Annotated in this window: 20 protein-coding genes and 1 pseudogene; 15 read left to right on the top strand and 6 right to left on the bottom strand. The window is 67.7% G+C overall.

The genetic code is table 11. From position 1 onward, the window contains the following. Positions 1-152 precede the first annotated feature (152 nt). The 5 genes from AC1DY7_RS27450 to AC1DY7_RS27430 all read left to right on the top strand — a co-directional run bounded on the left by AC1DY7_RS27450 (position 153) and on the right by AC1DY7_RS27430 (position 3,624). Positions 153-308: a hypothetical protein gene (locus AC1DY7_RS27450; protein WP_477496909.1), complete on the top strand. Its 156-nt coding sequence runs from the start codon at positions 153-155 to the stop codon at positions 306-308. A 168-nt stretch (positions 309-476) separates the two neighbouring features. Then, positions 477-1,100: a superoxide dismutase gene (locus AC1DY7_RS27445; RefSeq protein WP_477496908.1), complete on the top strand. Its 624-nt coding sequence runs from the start codon at positions 477-479 to the stop codon at positions 1,098-1,100. 175 nt (positions 1,101-1,275) lie between these two features. After that, on the top strand, positions 1,276-1,809 hold the full coding sequence (locus tag AC1DY7_RS27440; RefSeq protein WP_477496907.1) for a peptidase: 534 nt from the start codon (positions 1,276-1,278) through the stop codon (positions 1,807-1,809). A 252-nt stretch (positions 1,810-2,061) separates the two neighbouring features. Then, positions 2,062-2,790, top strand: a complete 729-nt coding sequence (locus tag AC1DY7_RS27435) for a TMEM165/GDT1 family protein (RefSeq protein WP_477496906.1) — start codon at positions 2,062-2,064, stop codon at positions 2,788-2,790. Between the two features lie 435 nt (positions 2,791-3,225). Beyond that, entirely contained in the window at positions 3,226-3,624 is a 399-nt protein-coding gene (locus tag AC1DY7_RS27430) for a helix-turn-helix domain-containing protein (RefSeq protein WP_477496905.1), read from the top strand. 55 nt (positions 3,625-3,679) lie between these two features. Here the strand turns inward: AC1DY7_RS27430 and AC1DY7_RS27425 are convergent, their stop codons facing one another. From AC1DY7_RS27425 to AC1DY7_RS27415, 3 genes are all read right to left on the bottom strand, one after another. Beyond that, on the bottom strand, positions 3,680-4,843 hold the full coding sequence (locus AC1DY7_RS27425; RefSeq protein ID WP_477496904.1) for a hypothetical protein: 1,164 nt from the start codon (positions 4,841-4,843) through the stop codon (positions 3,680-3,682). Beyond that, positions 4,840-5,331: an ImmA/IrrE family metallo-endopeptidase gene (locus AC1DY7_RS27420; RefSeq protein WP_477496903.1), complete on the bottom strand. Its 492-nt coding sequence runs from the start codon at positions 5,329-5,331 to the stop codon at positions 4,840-4,842. Before AC1DY7_RS27420 ends, AC1DY7_RS27425 begins: the two co-directional genes overlap by 4 nt. A gap of 63 nt (positions 5,332-5,394) precedes the next feature. Then, positions 5,395-6,552 carry a hypothetical protein gene (locus tag AC1DY7_RS27415; RefSeq protein WP_477496902.1) on the bottom strand — a complete coding sequence of 386 codons (1,158 nt, stop codon included), beginning with the start codon at positions 6,550-6,552 and terminating at the stop codon, positions 5,395-5,397. A gap of 187 nt (positions 6,553-6,739) precedes the next feature. On the opposite strand from AC1DY7_RS27415, the gene AC1DY7_RS27410 reads away from it, so the two are divergent. The 7 genes and pseudogenes from AC1DY7_RS27410 to rraA form a co-directional block, all read left to right on the top strand. Further along, positions 6,740-7,408 (top strand): DUF6474 family protein, encoded by a 669-nt coding sequence (locus tag AC1DY7_RS27410; RefSeq protein WP_477496901.1) that lies wholly within the window; start codon positions 6,740-6,742, stop codon positions 7,406-7,408. A gap of 10 nt (positions 7,409-7,418) precedes the next feature. Further along, a complete protein-coding gene (locus tag AC1DY7_RS27405) occupies positions 7,419-7,928 on the top strand; it encodes a hypothetical protein (RefSeq protein WP_477496900.1) in 510 nt (169 codons plus the stop codon). Between the two features lie 41 nt (positions 7,929-7,969). Continuing rightward, positions 7,970-8,644: a YcnI family copper-binding membrane protein gene (locus AC1DY7_RS27400; RefSeq protein WP_477496899.1), complete on the top strand. Its 675-nt coding sequence runs from the start codon at positions 7,970-7,972 to the stop codon at positions 8,642-8,644. Next, complete coding sequence (locus AC1DY7_RS27395; protein WP_477496898.1) at positions 8,641-9,144, top strand: copper resistance CopC family protein; 504 nt, start codon at positions 8,641-8,643, stop codon at positions 9,142-9,144. The genes AC1DY7_RS27400 and AC1DY7_RS27395 overlap by 4 nt, the downstream gene beginning before the upstream one ends. Before the next feature lie 41 nt (positions 9,145-9,185). Continuing rightward, positions 9,186-10,052, top strand: coding sequence for a CopD family protein (locus AC1DY7_RS27390; protein ID WP_477496955.1), 867 nt, complete (start codon positions 9,186-9,188; stop codon positions 10,050-10,052). A 61-nt stretch (positions 10,053-10,113) separates the two neighbouring features. Continuing rightward, complete coding sequence (locus AC1DY7_RS27385) at positions 10,114-10,542, top strand: hypothetical protein (protein ID WP_477496897.1); 429 nt, start codon at positions 10,114-10,116, stop codon at positions 10,540-10,542. Positions 10,543-10,565: 23 nt separating this feature from the next. Continuing rightward, a pseudogene (rraA, locus tag AC1DY7_RS27380) lies at positions 10,566-10,991 on the top strand (ribonuclease E activity regulator RraA); the annotation flags it as partial. A 51-nt stretch (positions 10,992-11,042) separates the two neighbouring features. Here the strand turns inward: rraA and AC1DY7_RS27375 are convergent. Next, positions 11,043-12,512 (bottom strand): flavin-containing monooxygenase, encoded by a 1,470-nt coding sequence (locus tag AC1DY7_RS27375; RefSeq protein ID WP_477496896.1) that lies wholly within the window; start codon positions 12,510-12,512, stop codon positions 11,043-11,045. 78 nt (positions 12,513-12,590) lie between these two features. Between AC1DY7_RS27375 and AC1DY7_RS27370 the strand changes: the two genes are divergently transcribed. Then, entirely contained in the window at positions 12,591-13,220 is a 630-nt protein-coding gene (locus AC1DY7_RS27370; RefSeq protein WP_477496895.1) for a TetR/AcrR family transcriptional regulator, read from the top strand. 26 nt (positions 13,221-13,246) lie between these two features. Next, on the top strand, positions 13,247-14,452 hold the full coding sequence (gene dinB, locus AC1DY7_RS27365) for a DNA polymerase IV (protein WP_477496894.1): 1,206 nt from the start codon (positions 13,247-13,249) through the stop codon (positions 14,450-14,452). Here the strand turns inward: dinB and AC1DY7_RS27360 are convergent. After that, on the bottom strand, positions 14,449-14,880 hold the full coding sequence (locus AC1DY7_RS27360; RefSeq protein ID WP_477496893.1) for a hypothetical protein: 432 nt from the start codon (positions 14,878-14,880) through the stop codon (positions 14,449-14,451). The genes dinB and AC1DY7_RS27360 overlap by 4 nt on opposite strands. Before the next feature lie 10 nt (positions 14,881-14,890). Beyond that, the gene (locus AC1DY7_RS27355) at positions 14,891-15,895 is read right to left on the bottom strand and encodes a PHP domain-containing protein (protein WP_477496892.1); all 1,005 of its coding nucleotides are present in this window, start codon (positions 15,893-15,895) and stop codon (positions 14,891-14,893) included. Positions 15,896-15,971: 76 nt separating this feature from the next. Here AC1DY7_RS27355 and AC1DY7_RS27350 point away from each other — a divergent pair, with 76 nt between their 5' ends. After that, positions 15,972-16,925, top strand: coding sequence for an EspA/EspE family type VII secretion system effector (locus AC1DY7_RS27350; RefSeq protein WP_477496891.1), 954 nt, complete (start codon positions 15,972-15,974; stop codon positions 16,923-16,925). The last annotated feature ends 17 nt before the right edge of the window (positions 16,926-16,942 follow it).

Here is a 16,942-nt window from a genome sequence, read left to right as displayed (position 1 = left end):
TCGGCTCAGCGTGATTGTTCCCATCAAGGCACGATCTCAAACACGGATGCCGATTTCATCTGCGGCTGATCAGGGTTTATGATCACCGTCACAACAGCCGTGTGACAGATCTCACTGGGGGATGTATCGATCGTGCAGGTCAGGAGCTTCTGATGGCAGCGCACCCACTGGGTCCCGGATCAGCTGTGCCCCCGTCCGATTGGCAGGGCCCGTCGCGGATGTACGGCAATCAGGCCATGGCATGTCTGCGCGCCGGCGTGATCGCCCTGGTACTCCTCGCCGTTCTCGCACTCATCGTCTTGACCTGAGCCGGGCCGGTTTTATTCCCCGTGCGCAGTAACGGGGCTCGTCCTTGCGGTGCCAGCCGTCATGAGGCAAGGATGGTGTCGAGCTTGTTGTCGAGATATGCCCGCCATGTCCGACGCCGAACTCCACCGCTGATCCCATGCGGATCAAAATGACTAGGAAGGAAGCCAGTGGCTGAATACACCCTCCCGGAGCTTGATTACGACTACAGCGCCCTGGAACCCCACATTTCCGGACAGATCAACGAGATCCACCACAGCAAGCATCACGCGACCTACGTCAAGGGTCTGAACGACGCGCTGTCCAAGCTCGAGGAAGCCCGCGCCAAGGACGACCAGTCCGCCATCTTCCTGAACGAGAAGAACCTCGCGTTCCACCTCGGCGGTCACGTCAACCACAGCATCTGGTGGAAGAACCTGTCCCCCAACGGTGGCGACAAGCCCACCGGCGAACTGGCCCAGGCGATCGATGACCAGTTCGGGTCGTTCGACAAGTTCCGCGCACAGTTCACCGCGGCCGCCAACGGTCTGCAGGGCTCGGGCTGGGCGGTGCTCGGCTACGACAGCCTGGGCGACCGTCTGCTGACCTTCCAGCTGTACGACCAGCAGGCCAACGTGCCGCTGGGCATCATCCCGCTGTTGCAGGTCGACATGTGGGAGCACGCGTACTACCTGCAGTACAAGAACGTGAAGGCCGACTACGTCACCGCGTTCTGGAACGTCGTCAACTGGGCCGACGTGCAGGACCGGTTCGCCAAGGCGACCTCCAAGACCGGTGGTCTCATCTTCGGCTGAGCCTCGACGTATACGCCGAAGGGCCCCGCACGCAGAGCGTGCGGGGCCCTTTGCGTGACATAACGGTTCATGTCTGGCACTCGTGTCCTCTTGCGTGCTAACCACTTCCTGCCGCATTCTGGGCGGATCGACCCACAGCAGTGTCGCCAGCGATCAAGCACTGTCGGGAGGCCAGATGGACACCGGACCCCAACGGGCGGTGGAGATCGCCCCGTTCCACACGGGCGGTGCACTCAAAGGGTTTGTGGTGTCCGGCCGTTGGCCGGATTCGACCAAGGAGTGGGCCCAGCTGTTGATCGTGGCGGTCCGCGTCGCCTCGCTGCCCGGATTGCTCTCCACCACAACGATTTTCGGCGTCCGTGAGGAGCTACCCGACCAACCCGCACCGGGCACCGTCGGACTCGTGTTGGCCGAAGGCACCGTGGTCGGCGAATCTGCGGTTCCCCCCGGGTTTTTCGCCGACCGTCAACCGCCGGCGCTGCTGATGCTGCATCCGCCGTCGGAGACCACCCCGTCGCTGCCCGAATGTAGCGGCGCCGCCTCGGGCTGCGTGCTGTTGCCGGGCCTGCCGCACCTCGGCCTGGAGCACCGTGCCGCGTGGGTGGAGGCCGAGTCCGACGGGACCATCACCTCGATGGTCAGCCGCGTCGGAGTGGACCCGATCAGCCACCCGGATACCGCGATCCTGGCGATGTTACTTGCCGCATAAGGCTTTTCGCCTAGCGTCGCAAGAAAGTACGGGCTCCCGAAATCGGCTCGTGCGGTGGCGGCTCCCTGGTGCAGCGGCTATCGTCGATGCATCAGCGAAGGGGAGTAGCCCCCAATCGTCGTGTCGACATACTGGCGAAAGCCCGGCCGGCGAACCGCACCTCTTGTAGGCGTGGTGGGCGAGACCTTCGACCGAATGTCCGTGGGACCGCCAGCATGTGGTCCGCGGGCACCGTGTCGAAAGGTCGTCATCGTGCTCAGTGCCGCACTCGTCAGTATGGGAGTCGTGTTCGTCGCCGAGCTTGGCGACAAATCCCAGTTGATCACCATGACCTACGCGCTGCGCCACCGTTGGTGGGTGGTGCTGTCGGGCGTCGGTATCGCCGCGTTCCTGGTGCACGGGCTGTCCGTCACAATCGGCCACTTCCTGGGCCTCACGCTCCCGGAGCGCCCCATCGCGTTCGCCGCGGCCATCGCCTTCCTGCTTTTCGCGGTGTGGACCTGGCGGGACAGCCGTGCCAAGGCGGACGACGGCGACGAGGTGCAGATCGCCGAACCTCGCTTCATCGTGTTCGCCGTCGTCTCCTCCTTCGTGCTCGCCGAGCTCGGCGACAAGACGATGCTGGCCACGGTGGCGCTGGCCAGCGACCACAACTGGGCCGGGGTCTGGATCGGCGCCACGATAGGCATGGTGGCCGCGGACGGCGTCGCGATCGCGGCGGGAGCGCTGCTGCACCGGCGGCTGCCCGAGGGCTTCCTGCACAGCATGGCCGCCGTACTCTTCGCACTCTTCGGCTTCTGGCTGTTGTTCGACAACGCGCTGGGGCTGCCCTGGGTGGCCGTGGCGGTCACCGGCACGCTCGCCGTCACCTCCGTCGGCACCGCGGTCGTGCGCCACCGGCGCCACCGCGCGGCTCTCAGCTCGCCGAACAACGGCCAAAGCGCCGACACACCACTAGATTCGTCGCCGGAATACCGCTGAACGACGGCTGGCTACCGCCATCCGTTCGGATGACAATCGGGATCGGCCGTGGGGGCCACATATTCACGTGCCCATAAGCACACTTATGACTGTGGCTGCCCTTATTTCGCCAGCGTCACCAGCAAATTCAACTTTCCGCTTTGCTGCAGGTAGCGCGTCCGGCTGAGCACACACCGTGGGCGAGCTGTGACTACGCGCACCGCATGGTCGATCCGGGCAAAACAGCGCACGCGTTATTTTTTCGTTCGCCGAACCAGTGGTCCTGGGTTCTCCAAACTGCCTGACGTGCTGCTGAGGGGCATAGCGGAGTATGCTGTGCCTACGGGATGCGACTTTTCCGTGGTTTGCACTTGGTTGTGGCGACAACTCTCGCTACGATGATCAGCAAATACGAGACTAACGTGCACCACTCGTGAGTTATGTGGAGGAAAGTAGATGAGCAAGACGTTCGCCGCCCGGCTAAACCGGTTGTTCGAGACGGTTTACCCGCCGGGGCGCGGTCCGCACACATCTGCTGAGGTCATCGGCGCGTTGAAGGCTGAAGGCGTCACGATGTCGGCCCCGTACCTGTCGCAACTCCGTTCGGGCAACCGGACCAACCCATCGGTCACCACGATGGCTGCGCTCGCCAATTTCTTCCGCATCAAGCCGGCGTACTTCACCGACGACGAGTACTACGAGAAGCTCGACAAAGAGCTGAGCTGGCTCGCCAACATGCGGGACGAGGGCGTGCGCCGTATCGCCGCCCGCACCGTCGGGCTCTCCGCCGAGTCGCAGCAGGATCTGGCCCTCAAGGCCGACGAGCTGCGCCGCAAGGAGAACCTGGACAGCTGATTCCGGCCCCGGCCAGGATCAACCCCACGCATCACCACACGGTGCCACCGAGCGTCTAACGCACGGTGGCACCGTTTGTATGTTCGAGCTCGCAGTACTGTTCGGCGATCGCCAGGATCCATTCCCGATCCGAGTAGGTCGGGGGCTGGCGCAGCCAGTTGAGTCCCGGAAAATCCGCATTGGCGGCATCGCGGCCGTCACCACGACCGTCGTAGATCCACCGTGCAATGCCTCTGGCCTGTTCGCCTGCGGGCACCGGGGGCGACTCCAGCTCCGTGATATCCACCACGTCGTCGGGATCGTCCTCCTCGGCGACCGACCCGTTGGACTGGACCCGCCTGCGGGTGATCTCCGCGGCGGTGGCCTCCAGATACAGCGAGTCCGAGATCAGCGACATCTGTTCGGCCACCCGGAACAACAGCGGGCCGCGCGGGCGCACGCCGATACCCACGTCCGGGTGCCGGCCGCTGAGCTCGGCCAGCAGCGGCGAGACGGTGCGCAGCTCACGCCGGGCCCCGAACCAGTCCTCGATGCTGGGCAGCAGCGACCCGCCCGCGACCACCAGCATGGCGCAGCCCAGCAGCGTCGCCGCGGAGCCGACCCCGAGCAGGTCGGTGTTGCCCACCGCACGCAGTAGGAAAAAGGCACTGGCCAGCACGATCAGCACGATCCCGATGCTGAACACGAACAGCGCCCGACCGCGGCGGGTCCGGTTGGAATGCCGCACGCCCGCCCAGGCCACCAGGGTCAGCGCCAGTAGCACGTAGAGCATCGGCAGCAGCCACGCCGACCAGCCGTCCGCCCCGACCAGGTTGCGGCGCAGATACTCCTGCGGTGCCATCTCCGGTTCCTGCCCGGAGACGAAGAACCCGACCATGGTGACGACGGCGATCGCGAGCGCCACCATGTACTGCGCGATGGCGATCCGCCGGATCGTCACCGGCTTACGGTCGGAGGCGACCGTTGTGATCATGACGCAGCTGCCCGCCGCACAGGAGATCAGCGCGACCTGGCTGAGGGCCACAGCGATGTTGGGCCAGTGCAGCGCCGTGTCGATCAGCAGCGTCAGCGGCTGCCAATTCAGCGCCGCGACGGTGCCCAGACTGCCCAGGGCCAAGATCATGGCGCTGCTGACTAAGGATTGCTTGTTGACCAGAGCCCATCCGATACGCAAGCCGGTCGCCAGCCCCAGAAGACCGGCGATCACCCAGACGATCAACCAAACGCCTCTCCGAGCCGCACCTGCACGATCGACGATCGATCGGACGGTAGTCGGCCCAGTCGGTAGATCAACAGCGCGGCGAAATCCTCGGCCTCCTGCTCGGCATCCTCGCCGGCGGGTCCCATACAACCGGTCCGCTGGTTCAGCATGTAACCGATGAGGTCGGACCCGGCGAGCTCCATGGTGCCGCGTGCCGCTTCCACCACCGGGATGCCGTCATGCCCGAGCACCAGGTGACCGAGTTCGTGGGCCAGGGTCCGGTCCCACGCCGGCAATCCCTTTTGGATCAGGAAGACATCGTGGTCAGCGTACTGACGCCACTGGCCGCACACACCGGCCGGCAACTCCGCCATCTTCAGTTCGATCGGCCGTCCGCGGTCCGCACTGACAGCCTCCACCAACCGTGGGAGGGACACCTCTCCCTTACGTGGGGCAAGATCCAGTACCGCGCTCACAGCTTTGGTCACACTGCGACTAGCAGGCATTTCGACCCCCCTTTCGATACTTCCACTATGGCGGTGCAACGCCGTGCAGGCGAGCAGTTCCGGTCAACTCGTGAACCTGGCCGACCGGCTCGATCGTGAGGCGAGCGCCGACCGGGCCTGGCGATAACCAATGATCCCACCCGCGCCGGTCAGCAACACGATCCCGGTGGCTCCGGGAACGGCCACCGCAACCACCTGCGAGATGCCTGCGGTGCGCAGGTACTCGCCATACCCCACCCGGTAGGACGCCGGCACCACCGGATTGTCGACGGCCTGCACCGGGTTGCGCGGCGGCTCCGCGGGTGAGCGCGGGGCGCTCGGGGCACGCGGCGCAGCGGGAGGTGGGGCACCGGCCGCACCGCCGCCGGCACCGATGCCGCCGCCCGCCGCGGGCGGCACCACGATCTGGGGCAATGACACCGCGGGCAGCGGGAGCGCGGCGGCGGCCAGCCCGGGGGCCGGGTTGACGATGTCGGGGATGGCGGGCAGTACGGGGACCTCGCCGTTCGGGGCCTGCGCAGGAACCGGTAGTTGCATCACCGGCGGGTTGGGCGGCCGTCGGGTGGGCGGCCTGGCAGCGCCACTTCCGACGCCACCATCGCCGTTACCCGACGAGCTCAGCCCGGGTTTGGGCCACCACCACGGCAGGCAGTGTTGACCGTCCTCGTCGCAGGCGTCCGGATCTTCGGGGTCTTCTGGTCCTTGCGGGTTCTCGGCACCGGGATCACCCGGGTTGGGCGGTGCCGCCGCGGCGAGTCCCGGGTCGGGATCAGCGCCCACCGTCGCCACACCGGGCGCGGAGGGCGTCGGGTCGCCCGGATCTCTGGGCTGTTCGCCGGCGGGCGCCCCCGGCGCGGTGCCCGAGCTTCCGCCCGCATTCTCGGATTGTTTGCTGGATTTTCCTTCCGGGGCGCTTTCCCCAGCGTCCGACGGCGTCGTGTCACGTCCGTTGCCGATGATCACCCGGGGTGGCCGCGCCGAACGCCCCCGCCGGTCGGGCCCGGTCCCCACGGCGCCCTCGGCCGGGGCCGATCCCACGGTGTCCGGGGCCGCGGCGCCGGTACTTCCGCTGGCCACCTCGCCACCGCCCGGACTCTCACCGTCCTCCGGACTGGCAAACGCCAGTGCGCCGCCGGCACCACCGACGAACAGGCCGGAAGCCATCAGACAGGCTGCCGCCGCGACTCGCACCCGCGACACCACGTCGTCACCACCCCTCACCGCACCGCACTGTGCGGCGGCAGAAATTTACCCGATTGTCTCATATCGCGGCCGAATTGTTTGCTGTGGAACTAAATTCACCGCCGCGGGAGGTCACCGGCGGCTGCCGCGTGGTACGGGCGATAGTGTTGGCCACACTGCCGTGCCGCGACCTCGGCAGTCGTTGACGAACCGGGAGGCAATACCGATGGGCCTGTTCACGCGACGCAAGAGCCGGGCAGTCCGCCGGGCCGAGGCCCGCGCCATCAAGCGCTCCATCAAGACGAAGGCGAAGTTGGAGGCCAAACTCGCCGCCAAGAACGACGCCCGCCGCATCAAGGCCGATCGCAAGGAACAGTCCCGGGCGCTCCAGTCCCAGATCAGGGCTCAGCGGGACAGCGACCGTTCTGCGCTCAAAGTTGCTGAGACCCAGCTCAAAGCCGCCCGCGAAGGCAAGTTGCTGTCGCCGACCAGAATTCGCCGGACGTTGACGGTGTCGCGACTGCTCGCGCCGATCCTGGTGCCGCTGGCCTACCGCGTGCTGGTGACGGCCCGCGGACTGCTCGACCAGCGCCGCGCCGACCGGTTGGGCGTTCCGTTGAGCCAGCTCGGTCAGTATTCCGGCCACGGGGCGTCGCTGTCGGCCCGCGTCGCCGGCGCCGAGCAGACCCTGCAGCAGGTGGCCGCCAAGAAACCCAAGGATGCCGAGACCAAGCAGTTCGTCGCGGCGATCACCGACCGCCTGACCGACCTGTCGGCGGCGATCACCGCCGCCGAGAACATGCCCGCAGAGCGCCGTCGCCCGGCGCACGCCGCGATCAGCGCCCAGCTCGACGGAATCGACGCCGACCTCCTGGCCCGCCTCGGACTCGGCTGAGCGACCGCCCATGACCGCCGCACCACCGCGCCGGCCGGCGCTGCTGCGCGGCGGAGCTGTCGGAGCACTGACGGCCGCGCTGGCCCTGGCGGCGCACGGCACCGCCTCCGCGATGTTCCCCACCGGCGCGGCGCTGGCCCAACTCCTGGTCCTCGCCGCCGCCGTGGGAGCGGTGGCGGCCACGACCCGCGGCGGAGTGCGCACCCTGCTGACGGTCCTGGCGGCCGGTCAGGTGCTGGGCCATCAACTGCTCGACATCGGGCAGCACGGACATGTCCAGGCCCATCCCCTGGCGATGCTCGCTGCCCACCTCGTCGCGGTGCTTGCGGGCGCCGTCCTCATCGGGGCGGGCGAACGGCTGTGTGCCGCACTGTCGCGCACCATCGACGCCATCGCCGGACCGCTGTCGCTGCGGGTACCGGCCACCACACGGATCTATCGCTCCGAGGGCCAGCCACGGCACTCGGCCTGGTTGGTGCGGGCATCGATATCGCATCGGGGTCCACCGGTCCCGGCCTGACCGCCGACCCACGACCCCTCCCCCAGAAAGCCGACAACAGAATGCGATTCATCCACCGGGCGCCCGCGCGCGTCCTTTTCACGCTGGCCGCGGCCGGCGCCGCACTCATCACCGCCGCCCCGGCCTCCGCACACGTGCACGTCAACGCCGACGACGCCCATCCGGGCGGGTCGGCCGTGCTCACCTTCCGCGTCCCCAATGAGTCCGAAAAGGCCGCCCTCACAACGAGTTTGACCGTCACATTGCCGAACGTCGCGTCGGCGAGCACCGAGCAGATGCCCGGCTGGACCGCGCGCCTGGACCGCGACGCCGCCGCGGGCACGGTTCGGTCGGTCACCTGGACGGCCACACCGCAGAACGGGATCGGCCCCGATCAGTTCGGCTCGTTCCGGATCTCGGTGACGCTGCCCAAGCAGGACAGCGTCAGCTTCCCGGCCACCCAGACCTATTCCGACGGGACCGTCGTGCGCTGGGATCAGCCGCCGCTGCCCGGTGGCGCCGAACCCGAGCACCCCGCACCCGAGTTGTCGTTGTCCGGCGAACCCGAGGAGTCGCACGCACCGGCACCCGCGCCCGCTTCGACGCCGGCGGCCCCTGCGGTGCAGGCGCAACCGGTGAGCAAGGCCGACAACGGCGCCCGCTGGCTGGCCGGCGGCGCGCTGGCGCTGGCCGCCATCGCCGTGGCCGCCGCGCTCATCGGGCGGCGGCAGGCATGAGGCTGCGCCTGCTGGCCGTCCTCGGCGCCGTCCTCGCGGTGGCCGCACTGGCGGGAGCCGGCGTGGCTTCCGCGCACGCGGTGCGGGTGTCCAGTGATCCGGCGCCCGACACAGTGCTGACCGCGGGGCCGGCCCTGATCACCGCCACCTTCAACGAGCAGCTCCAGACCGCCTTCGCGTCGATGACGGTGGTGGGACCGGACGGCAATCTGTGGTCGACCGGAGAAGCCCGGGTCCAGGGGCCCGCGGTGCAGGTCGACCTTCGCCCGCTCGGTCCGGCGGGCACCTACACGGCCAACTACCGGGTGACGTCGGCGGACGGCCACGTGGTGAACGGTTCCTGGGCGTTCCGGCTCTCGGTGGCGGGCACCGGCACCCCGGGGCCCCCGGTTTCCGCACCGGCGGCGTCCGACGGTGAGATCCCGGTCTGGCCGTTCGCCGTCCTCGCCGTGGCGATCGTCGGCGCGGGCATCTGGTGGAGCCGGCGCCGGCGCACGTGAGAAGGGCGCTCGGTGGCACCGCGGCCGTGCTGGCCGGCCTGATGCTGGCCTGGGTGTTGACCTACCCGCAGCACGCGATCGCGGCGACGGTGACCAGGGCCGCGGCCGACGGTGCCGCGGTGGTGGTGCTGGGCCTGGCCTTGGTGCCGCTGCTGGACATCCCGCGCTACCGCGCCGAGCTGTCCGCACGCAGTTCGTCGGCCCTGGTGATCGCCTCGGCGGCCTGGCTGGTCGCGGAGGTCGCCAGGCTGTGCACCGCGGCGGCCGCCACCGCCGCCGTGCCGCTGAGCACCCTCGGTGTCCGGACCACCGTCGAATACGCCGTATCGACGGTGGCCGGCCGGGCCGACCTGATCTGCGTGCTGGCCGCGGCACTGGTCGGCGTCCTCACCATCGGGTGGCGGACGCCGGCCGCCGGGGTCGCGGTGGCCGGCATCGCCGCGATCGGCACCACCGCCCGCACCCTGGCCGGCCATCTGTCCGAGAACGCGTTCGGCGGAATCGCCGTCACCTTGCACGCCCTGGCGGCGGCGGTGTGGTGTGGGCTGCTCGCGGCGCTGGTACTGACGGTGGGGCACCGCGGCCAGTGGGCGCGGGTGCTGCCGCGGTTCTCCGCGGTGTCGCTGTGGTGTGTGGTCGTACTGCTGGCGGGCGGGATCGGCAGCGCCCTGGTGACGCTGGACGCACCTGCTCAGTTGTGGAGCACCGGTTACGGCCACCTGATCTTGGCCAAGGTGCTGTTCACCGCCGCACTTCTGGCGCTGGCCTGGCACAACCGGACGGGCTGGCTGCCGTCGGCGCGGGGACATCGGGTGACGGCGGCCAGCTCGAGCAGGCGTTCCGACGTCGAGCTGGCGCTGATGACCGTCGCCCTGACGCTGGCCGCCGCACTGGCAGTCACCGGCTAGCGAATACCCGGCTGGCATGATGGAGCCACCGCCTGTGCCACACAGTGAAGGAGCGCCCCACATGGCCGACGAGCCGGACCGGCCCGACGAGACGCCGAGCGAGCAGCCGCCGGTTCCACCCGCCAAGAAGGTGCCCGCGCAGAAGGCCCCGGCGAAGAAGGTCCCCGCCAAGAAGGCCGCGGTGAAGAAGGCCACTCCGGCCAAGAAGGCGGCGCCGGCGAAGAAGGCCGCGCCCGCCAAGAAAGCCCCTCCAGCCAAGCAGCCGCCGCCGCTCGCCGTTGCACAACCCCAACCTGTCGAGACGGTGTCCGCGGCCAAAGAGGCTGCCGCCCAAGCAAAATCGACGGTCGAGTCGGCGCCCGCACAACTCACCGTGGTGCCGTCACCTGATCCCGCACAGTCCCGGCTGCCGCTGGCCGCGGCCCTGGTCGCCGGCTTGCTCGCCGTTCTGGTGGTCTACCTCGCCCGCCGGGGGTCCGAAGAGGACTGACCGTCCTCGCTAGCATTCAAGGCGTGAGCATCGAACCCCGCGCCACCGCTGATCTGGTCGACGAGATCTATCCCGACGTCCGAAGCTGCGATCTGCAGTTACAGAACTACGGCGCCCGGACCAGCTTCGCCGGGCCGATCACCACCGTCCGTTGTTTCGAGGACAACGCGCTGCTCAAGTCGATTCTGTCGACGCCGGGCAACGGCGGCGTGCTGGTCGTCGACGGCGACGGATCCCTGCACACCGCGCTCGTCGGCGACATCATCGCCGGGCTGGCCCAGGACAACGGGTGGGCCGGGGTCATCGTGCACGGCGCGGTACGGGACGCGTCGACGCTGCGCACCATCGACGTCGGCATCAAGGCGCTGGGCACCAATCCGCGTAAGGGCACCAAAACCGGTGCGGGCGAACGCGATGTCGAGGTCTCCTTCGGCGGCGTCACCTTCGTCCACGTAGGGCCCCGAGATCGGGTGATCTCGGGGCCCTACGTGTCTGAACGTCTAGACCGTCACGGCCGTGCGGTGTTTGGTGAAGAGCAGCGACTCCTCGTCGACCTTGCCGTAGCGGATGGTGCGCAGATCGATGAAGTAGTTCTGCTTGAGCCGCCACGGGGCCTGTGAACCGGACTTGGGCAGGGTGTCCATGGCGCGCTTGAAGTAGCCGGGGGTGAAGTCCATGAAGGGCTCCTCACCGACGGACGCACCGGGGTGTTGCGCCTCGACACGGTCGAAACCGTTGTCGTCCATGTAGTTCAGCACGCGGCAGATGAACTCCGACACCAGGTCTGCCTTCAACGTCCACGACGCGTTGGTGTACCCGAAGGTGATCGCCATGTTCGGCACACCGGAGAGCATCAGGCCCTTGTAGGTCATCGACTTGGTCAGATCGATGGGCTCACCGTTGCGCAGCGCCTTCGCCCCGCCGAACAACTGCATGTTCAAACCGGTTGCGGTGATGATGATGTCGGCCGCCAGCTCCTCACCGGAGGCCAACTTGATCCCCGTCTCGGTGAACCGGTCGATGGTGTCGGTGACCACATCGGCCTTGCCGGAACGGATGGCCTTGAACAGATCGCCGTTGGGCGCCAGGCACACTCGCTCATCCCACGGGTTGTAGCGCGGGCTGAAGTGCTTGTCGTAGTCGAAGTCCGACGGCAGCCGTCGGGTCGCCATCTCCCGCAGCGCCTTCTTGAACACCGCGGGGAACTTGCGTGCGAGCTGGTACTGCCCGGTGGCGTAGGCAATGGCCTTCCACCGATTCACGAAGTGCGCCATGTTCTTCGGCAGGAACTTGTTGGCCTGCTTGGCCACCGGGTCTTCCAGCGGCAGCGAGCCGATGTAGGTGGGCGAGCGCTGCAGCATGGTGACCTGTCCGGCGCCGCCGTTGATCAGTGACGGGATGAGGGTGACGGCGGTGGCGCCCGAGCCGATCACGACGATCTTCTTGCCCGCGTAGTCCAGCTCTTCCGGCCAGTGCTGGGGATGGATGATCTGACCCTCGAAGTCCTCGGCACCGGGGAACGCCGGGGTGTAGCCCTGGTCGTAGTTGTAGTAGCCGCTGCACACCGACAGGAAGGAGGCGGTGACCTGCTTCTGCACGCCGTCCGCCTCGACGGTGACGGTCCACTTGTTGTCGGTGTCGGACCAGTCGGCCGCGACGACCTTCTGGCCGGTGCGGATGTGCTTGTCGATGCCGTTCTCGACGGCGGCTTCGTTGATGTAGTTCCAGATCGACGGTCCGTCGGCGATCGAGCGCGCCGAGGTCCACGGCTTGAACCGGAAGCCCAGGGTGAACATGTCGGAATCGGAGCGGATCCCGGGGTACTTGAACAGGTCCCAGGTGCCGCCGATGTTCTCGCGGCGTTCCAGGATGACGTAACTCTTGGACGGACAGCGCTCCTGAAGGTGCCAGGCGGTGCTGATACCCGAAATGCCGGCGCCGACGATCACGACATCGAAGTGTTCGTTCATGGGACCGACGGTATCAACATGGTGTTGAGTCAGTCAACAGTGTGTTGAAACTTTCGACATGGCGTAAAGTCTTGGCTCATGACCACCTCCAGTCCGGCCCGTGGCCGCCGCGCGGCGCGCCCGTCGGGCGATGATCGCGAGGCCGCCATCCTGGCGACAGCGCGGCGCCTGCTGGAGGACCGCGCCTTCGCCGACATCTCCGTCGATGACCTCGCCAAAGGCGCGGGCATCTCACGGCCCACCTTCTACTTCTACTTCCCATCCAAGGAAGCGGTGCTGCTCACGCTGCTGGACCCCATCTTCAAGATCGTCGACACTGGCTTCGATCGCGCACTGGACAGCATGCCCACCGACCCTCATCAGGCCGTCCGGCGCGGAATCGAGATCTTCTTCAGCTCCTTCGGTTCCCACGCCACCACAGCCCGCGCCGGCACCGAGGCGTTGACCTCCAGCCCGGAATTCCGGGGCGTCTGGGACGGGCTGATGCAGAAGTGGATCGGCTTGACGGCCGCACTGATCAAGGCGGAGCGGGACCGCGGCGTCGCGCCGGAGACCATTCCGGCACTGGACCTCGCCACGTGTTTGAACCAGATGAACGAGCGCGTGATGATGGCGACGCTGGCCGGTGAGCAGTTGGCCGTCGAGCACGACAAGGTGGTCGACACCCTCACCCACATCTGGCTGACCAGTATCTACGGCACCGCCTGAGGCATGTCGGACCCGGATGCGAACATATGTTCGTGTCCTCCCCGGCGAGCATCCTGCACGCGGATCTCGATTCGTTCTACGCGTCTGTGGAGCAGCGGGATGACCCCACGCTGCGCGGGCGGCCCGTCATCGTCGGCGGCGGGGTGGTCCTGGCGGCGAGTTATGAGGCCAAGGCCTACGGTGTCCGCACCGCGATGGGCGGCCGCCTTGCCCGGCAGCTCTGCCCACACGCCATCGTCGTCCCGCCACGCATGTCGGCCTACTCGCAGGCCAGCCGCGCCGTTTTCGACGTCTTCCACGACACCACTCCCCTGGTCGAGCCCCTGTCCATCGACGAGGCCTTCCTCGACGTGTCGGGCTTGGGGCGGGTGTCGGGCACCCCGGTGCAGATCGGGGCGGCGCTGCGCGACCACGTCCGCGACCGCGTCGGCCTACCGATCACCGTCGGCATCGCCCGCACCAAGTTCCTCGCGAAGGTCGCCAGCCAGCAGGCCAAACCCGACGGCCTGCTCTTGGTGCCGCCCGACCGCGAGCTCGCGTTCCTGCACCCCCTGCCGGTGCGCAGCCTGTGGGGCGTGGGCGCGAAGACGGCCGAGAAACTGCACGCGCACGGCATCCACACGGTCGCAGACGTGGCCGAACTGAGCGAAGGCTCGCTGGGCGCGATGGTCGGTGGTGCGATGGGCCGACAACTGTTCTGCCTATCCCGCAACATCGATCGCCGACGGGTGGTCACCGGGGTGCGGCGTCGTTCGGTGGGTGCCCAGCGAGCGCTGGGACGGTCCGGAAACACCATGTCCGCCAACGAGATCGATGCGGTGGTCATCAACCTGGTCGACCGGATCACCCGGCGGATGCGGGCGTCCGGGCGCACCGGTCGCACGGTGGTGCTGCGCCTGCGCTTCGACGATTTCGGCCGGGCCACCCGTTCACACACCTTGGCCCGGGCCACCTCGTCGACCGAGATGGTACTGGCCGCCGCCCGGGGATTGGTGGCCGCGGCGGCCCCACTTATCGGCGAACGCGGTCTGACCCTGGTGGGATTCGCCGTATCCAACATCGACCGGGACGGTGCCGCACAACTGGAACTGCCGCTCGGGGGTGGCTCTGACCCCCTCGCGATCGATACCGCTGTGGACCGGGTCAGGGAGCGCTTCGGCAACGCCATGCTGACCAGAGGCGTGCTGCTCGGCCGTGATCCGGGTCTGGAGATGCCGATGCTCCCGGACTAACCGAATTGGGCCGCCACGAACCCGGCGAACAGCACCAGGAATCCGCCGATCTCACCGGCCATCAGCGCCATCATCCCGGCGTGCAGGCCGGGTCTGGGGTTCTCGAACTGGTTGGTGGTGTCCCTGCGTAGCCCGTGCTGCACGTAGGCGGCGATGGCCGTCACGAAGAAGAACACCAAAACCATTGCGGCCGTGAGGTTCACCCACACAGGCCACGCGCTGAGCTCTACGAACACCGCTACCAGGAGCGTCGCGAACGAGTACAACAGGGCGGCGCGGTGCGCGATGTCGACGTAGGGGTGCGCCAGATGGTCTGGGCTGGTCGCCATCTGGCGGTACTTCCAGGCTCCCAGGATCAGGGCCGCCAGGAAGATCAGCCCGGTAGCCAGCAGCGTGATGACGGTGTCGATCCCGAGATTCGCGGCCATGGCGCCGAGTCTAGGGAGCCGTCCACGCCAGGAGTCGCTCGGCCGTCCAGGTGTTGACGATCCGGTCCTGCGGCACGCCGGCCTCCAGCGCCCGCGCGGCCCCGTAGCCGAGGAAGTCGAGCTGGCCGGGCGCGTGCGCGTCGGTGTCGATGCTGAACACGCAGCCGATCTCGATCGCGAGGTTCAGCAGCCGGTCCGGCGGGTCGCAGCGCTCGGGGCGAGAGTTGATCTCGACGGCGACCCCGTTGTCGACGCACGCGGTGAACACCTTCTCGGCGTCGAACTTCGACTCCGGCCGGGTGCCGCGGCTGCCCTCGACCAGCCGGCCCGTGCAGTGCCCGAGCACATCAGCCTGGCCACCGGACACGGCGCGGACCATCCGCCGGGTCATCGCATCGGCGTCCATCGCCAGTTTCGAGTGCACGCTGGCCACCACGATGTCCAGGCGCTCCAGCAGTTCAGGTTCCTGGTCGAGGCTGCCGTCGTCGAGGATGTCGACTTCGATACCCGTCAGGATGCGCATCGGCGAGAACTGTTCGCGCAGTTCGTCTATCACGTCGAGTTGGTGACGGAGCCGGTCCGGCGACAGCCCGTTCGCGACGGTGAGGCGCGGCGAATGATCGGTCAGCGCACAGTATTCGTGGCCGAGCCGTTGTGCGGTGGCCATCATCTCCGAGATCGGCGCCGAACCGTCCGACCAGTTCGAATGCAGGTGCAGGTCACCCTTGAGCGCGGCGCGGATGTCGCCGCCGCCGAGATCGGTTGCCTTCTCGCGTAATTCGATGAGGGTGTCGGGTTCGCTGCCAGCCCACGCCTGCGCGATGACCTTCGCGGTCTTCGGCCCGACGCCCGGTAGCGACTGCCAGCCGTTGCTGCGCCCCAACTTCTCCCGCTGCTCGTCGGACAGTGCCTCCACCACGTCGGCGGCCTTGCGGTAGGCCATCACCCGGCGGGATTCCTCGCGCGCCCGGTCCTTGTAATAGGCGATTTCGCGCAGCGCGCTCACCGGGTCCATGAGTCCAGTGTGCCGGGAAAACGTGCGCCGGCCCATGGCGATGCCTTGTTACGCTGCTCGACGGGGGTGGTGTCGGATGGGTGACGGCGGCGGAGATCTGCTCAAAGATCTGTTCGACCTGGGTAATGGGATCAGGAGTGGCGTCCAGGACGTCCCCAAACTCTTCCAGGACGTCGTGAATCTCGATGCCCATGGCGCCCTCACGGATGGCCGCAAGGTCATCGGAGATGTGGGGGACGTGCTGAGCGGTCTCGGTGGTCTGGGCATGGGGATCACGCAGGTCCCACGAAAGATCGCCGAGAAGTACGTCGGTTCTGCAGTCGGGAAGCTCGCCGACTCGCGGATCCTGTCGGCAGCGCAGCTGGCGATCGAGGCAGAGAAAGCGACCACGGGGTCGGGCGATCCCGAGGACGGCAACGGCTATCACGAGTCGGCCGTACGGATGCAGAAGGTAGTCCAAACCCTGTCGGACGCGGATCCTCGGGGCGATCGCTGGAGCGGCGCCGCATCAGACACCTACTTGACCACCAACAGCAGGCACCGTGCACACGCATCCGCCGTACAAGGCGCCGACCAGGAAATCGCCGGTGTGCTCAGCACCGAAGCAGGCCAGGTGAGCCGGGCCCGAAGGACGCTCGACGACACGAACCAGTACCTCTCGGACTTCGGGGCCGCCACCGCCTGGATGAACTGCGTGCCCGGTTTGGCGCACGCGAAGCTGGTGGCGGACGCTGCCGCGGCCTCCGCTGCGCTGGCGACGACGCAGGCCACGATGGCAGTTCTGGTCAAGAACGTCGCGGAGAATGCGCTCCGCATCCACAGCCTCGGCGACGCGTACGGCAAGGTCGCCACCGACAGCAGTGGCACCGTTCTGGATGCTCACGGGAATCCCGTACCCGGAGCACCATTCGTCACCCAGGAGATCGACATGGACATCGAGACGCGGCCGGACCGTCTCAACCCGAAGAACCCGTACTGGGTTCCGACTCCTGATTCACCGCCCAATTCGCCCGGAATTCCCTACTCGTGACCCGCAGCAAGTGAAGG

It is taken from the genome of Mycobacterium sp. P2_H7 (assembly GCF_056403275.1).
The sequence above is the reverse complement of the archived record's forward strand: the minus strand, read 5'-3'. Positions and strand labels throughout refer to the sequence as shown.

Excerpts from the sequence above, each read along its gene's own strand:
- dinB (WP_477496894.1), top strand. The coding sequence starts at position 13,247 with ATGTTCGTGTCCTCCCCGGCGAGCATCCTGCACGCGGATCTCGATTCG.
- AC1DY7_RS27420 (WP_477496903.1), bottom strand. The coding sequence starts at position 5,331 with ATGCCTGCTAGTCGCAGTGTGACCAAAGCTGTGAGCGCGGTACTGGAT.
- AC1DY7_RS27450 (WP_477496909.1), top strand. The coding sequence starts at position 153 with ATGGCAGCGCACCCACTGGGTCCCGGATCAGCTGTGCCCCCGTCCGAT.
- AC1DY7_RS27410 (WP_477496901.1), top strand. The coding sequence starts at position 6,740 with ATGGGCCTGTTCACGCGACGCAAGAGCCGGGCAGTCCGCCGGGCCGAG.
- AC1DY7_RS27375 (WP_477496896.1), bottom strand. The coding sequence starts at position 12,512 with ATGAACGAACACTTCGATGTCGTGATCGTCGGCGCCGGCATTTCGGGT.
- AC1DY7_RS27385 (WP_477496897.1), top strand. The coding sequence starts at position 10,114 with ATGGCCGACGAGCCGGACCGGCCCGACGAGACGCCGAGCGAGCAGCCG.
- AC1DY7_RS27370 (WP_477496895.1), top strand. The coding sequence starts at position 12,591 with ATGACCACCTCCAGTCCGGCCCGTGGCCGCCGCGCGGCGCGCCCGTCG.
- AC1DY7_RS27405 (WP_477496900.1), top strand. The coding sequence starts at position 7,419 with ATGACCGCCGCACCACCGCGCCGGCCGGCGCTGCTGCGCGGCGGAGCT.
- AC1DY7_RS27390 (WP_477496955.1), top strand. The coding sequence starts at position 9,186 with ATGCTGGCCTGGGTGTTGACCTACCCGCAGCACGCGATCGCGGCGACG.
- AC1DY7_RS27430 (WP_477496905.1), top strand. The coding sequence starts at position 3,226 with ATGAGCAAGACGTTCGCCGCCCGGCTAAACCGGTTGTTCGAGACGGTT.
- AC1DY7_RS27350 (WP_477496891.1), top strand. The coding sequence starts at position 15,972 with ATGGGTGACGGCGGCGGAGATCTGCTCAAAGATCTGTTCGACCTGGGT.
- AC1DY7_RS27440 (WP_477496907.1), top strand. The coding sequence starts at position 1,276 with ATGGACACCGGACCCCAACGGGCGGTGGAGATCGCCCCGTTCCACACG.
- AC1DY7_RS27355 (WP_477496892.1), bottom strand. The coding sequence starts at position 15,895 with ATGGACCCGGTGAGCGCGCTGCGCGAAATCGCCTATTACAAGGACCGG.
- AC1DY7_RS27360 (WP_477496893.1), bottom strand. The coding sequence starts at position 14,880 with ATGGCCGCGAATCTCGGGATCGACACCGTCATCACGCTGCTGGCTACC.
- AC1DY7_RS27395 (WP_477496898.1), top strand. The coding sequence starts at position 8,641 with ATGAGGCTGCGCCTGCTGGCCGTCCTCGGCGCCGTCCTCGCGGTGGCC.
- AC1DY7_RS27400 (WP_477496899.1), top strand. The coding sequence starts at position 7,970 with ATGCGATTCATCCACCGGGCGCCCGCGCGCGTCCTTTTCACGCTGGCC.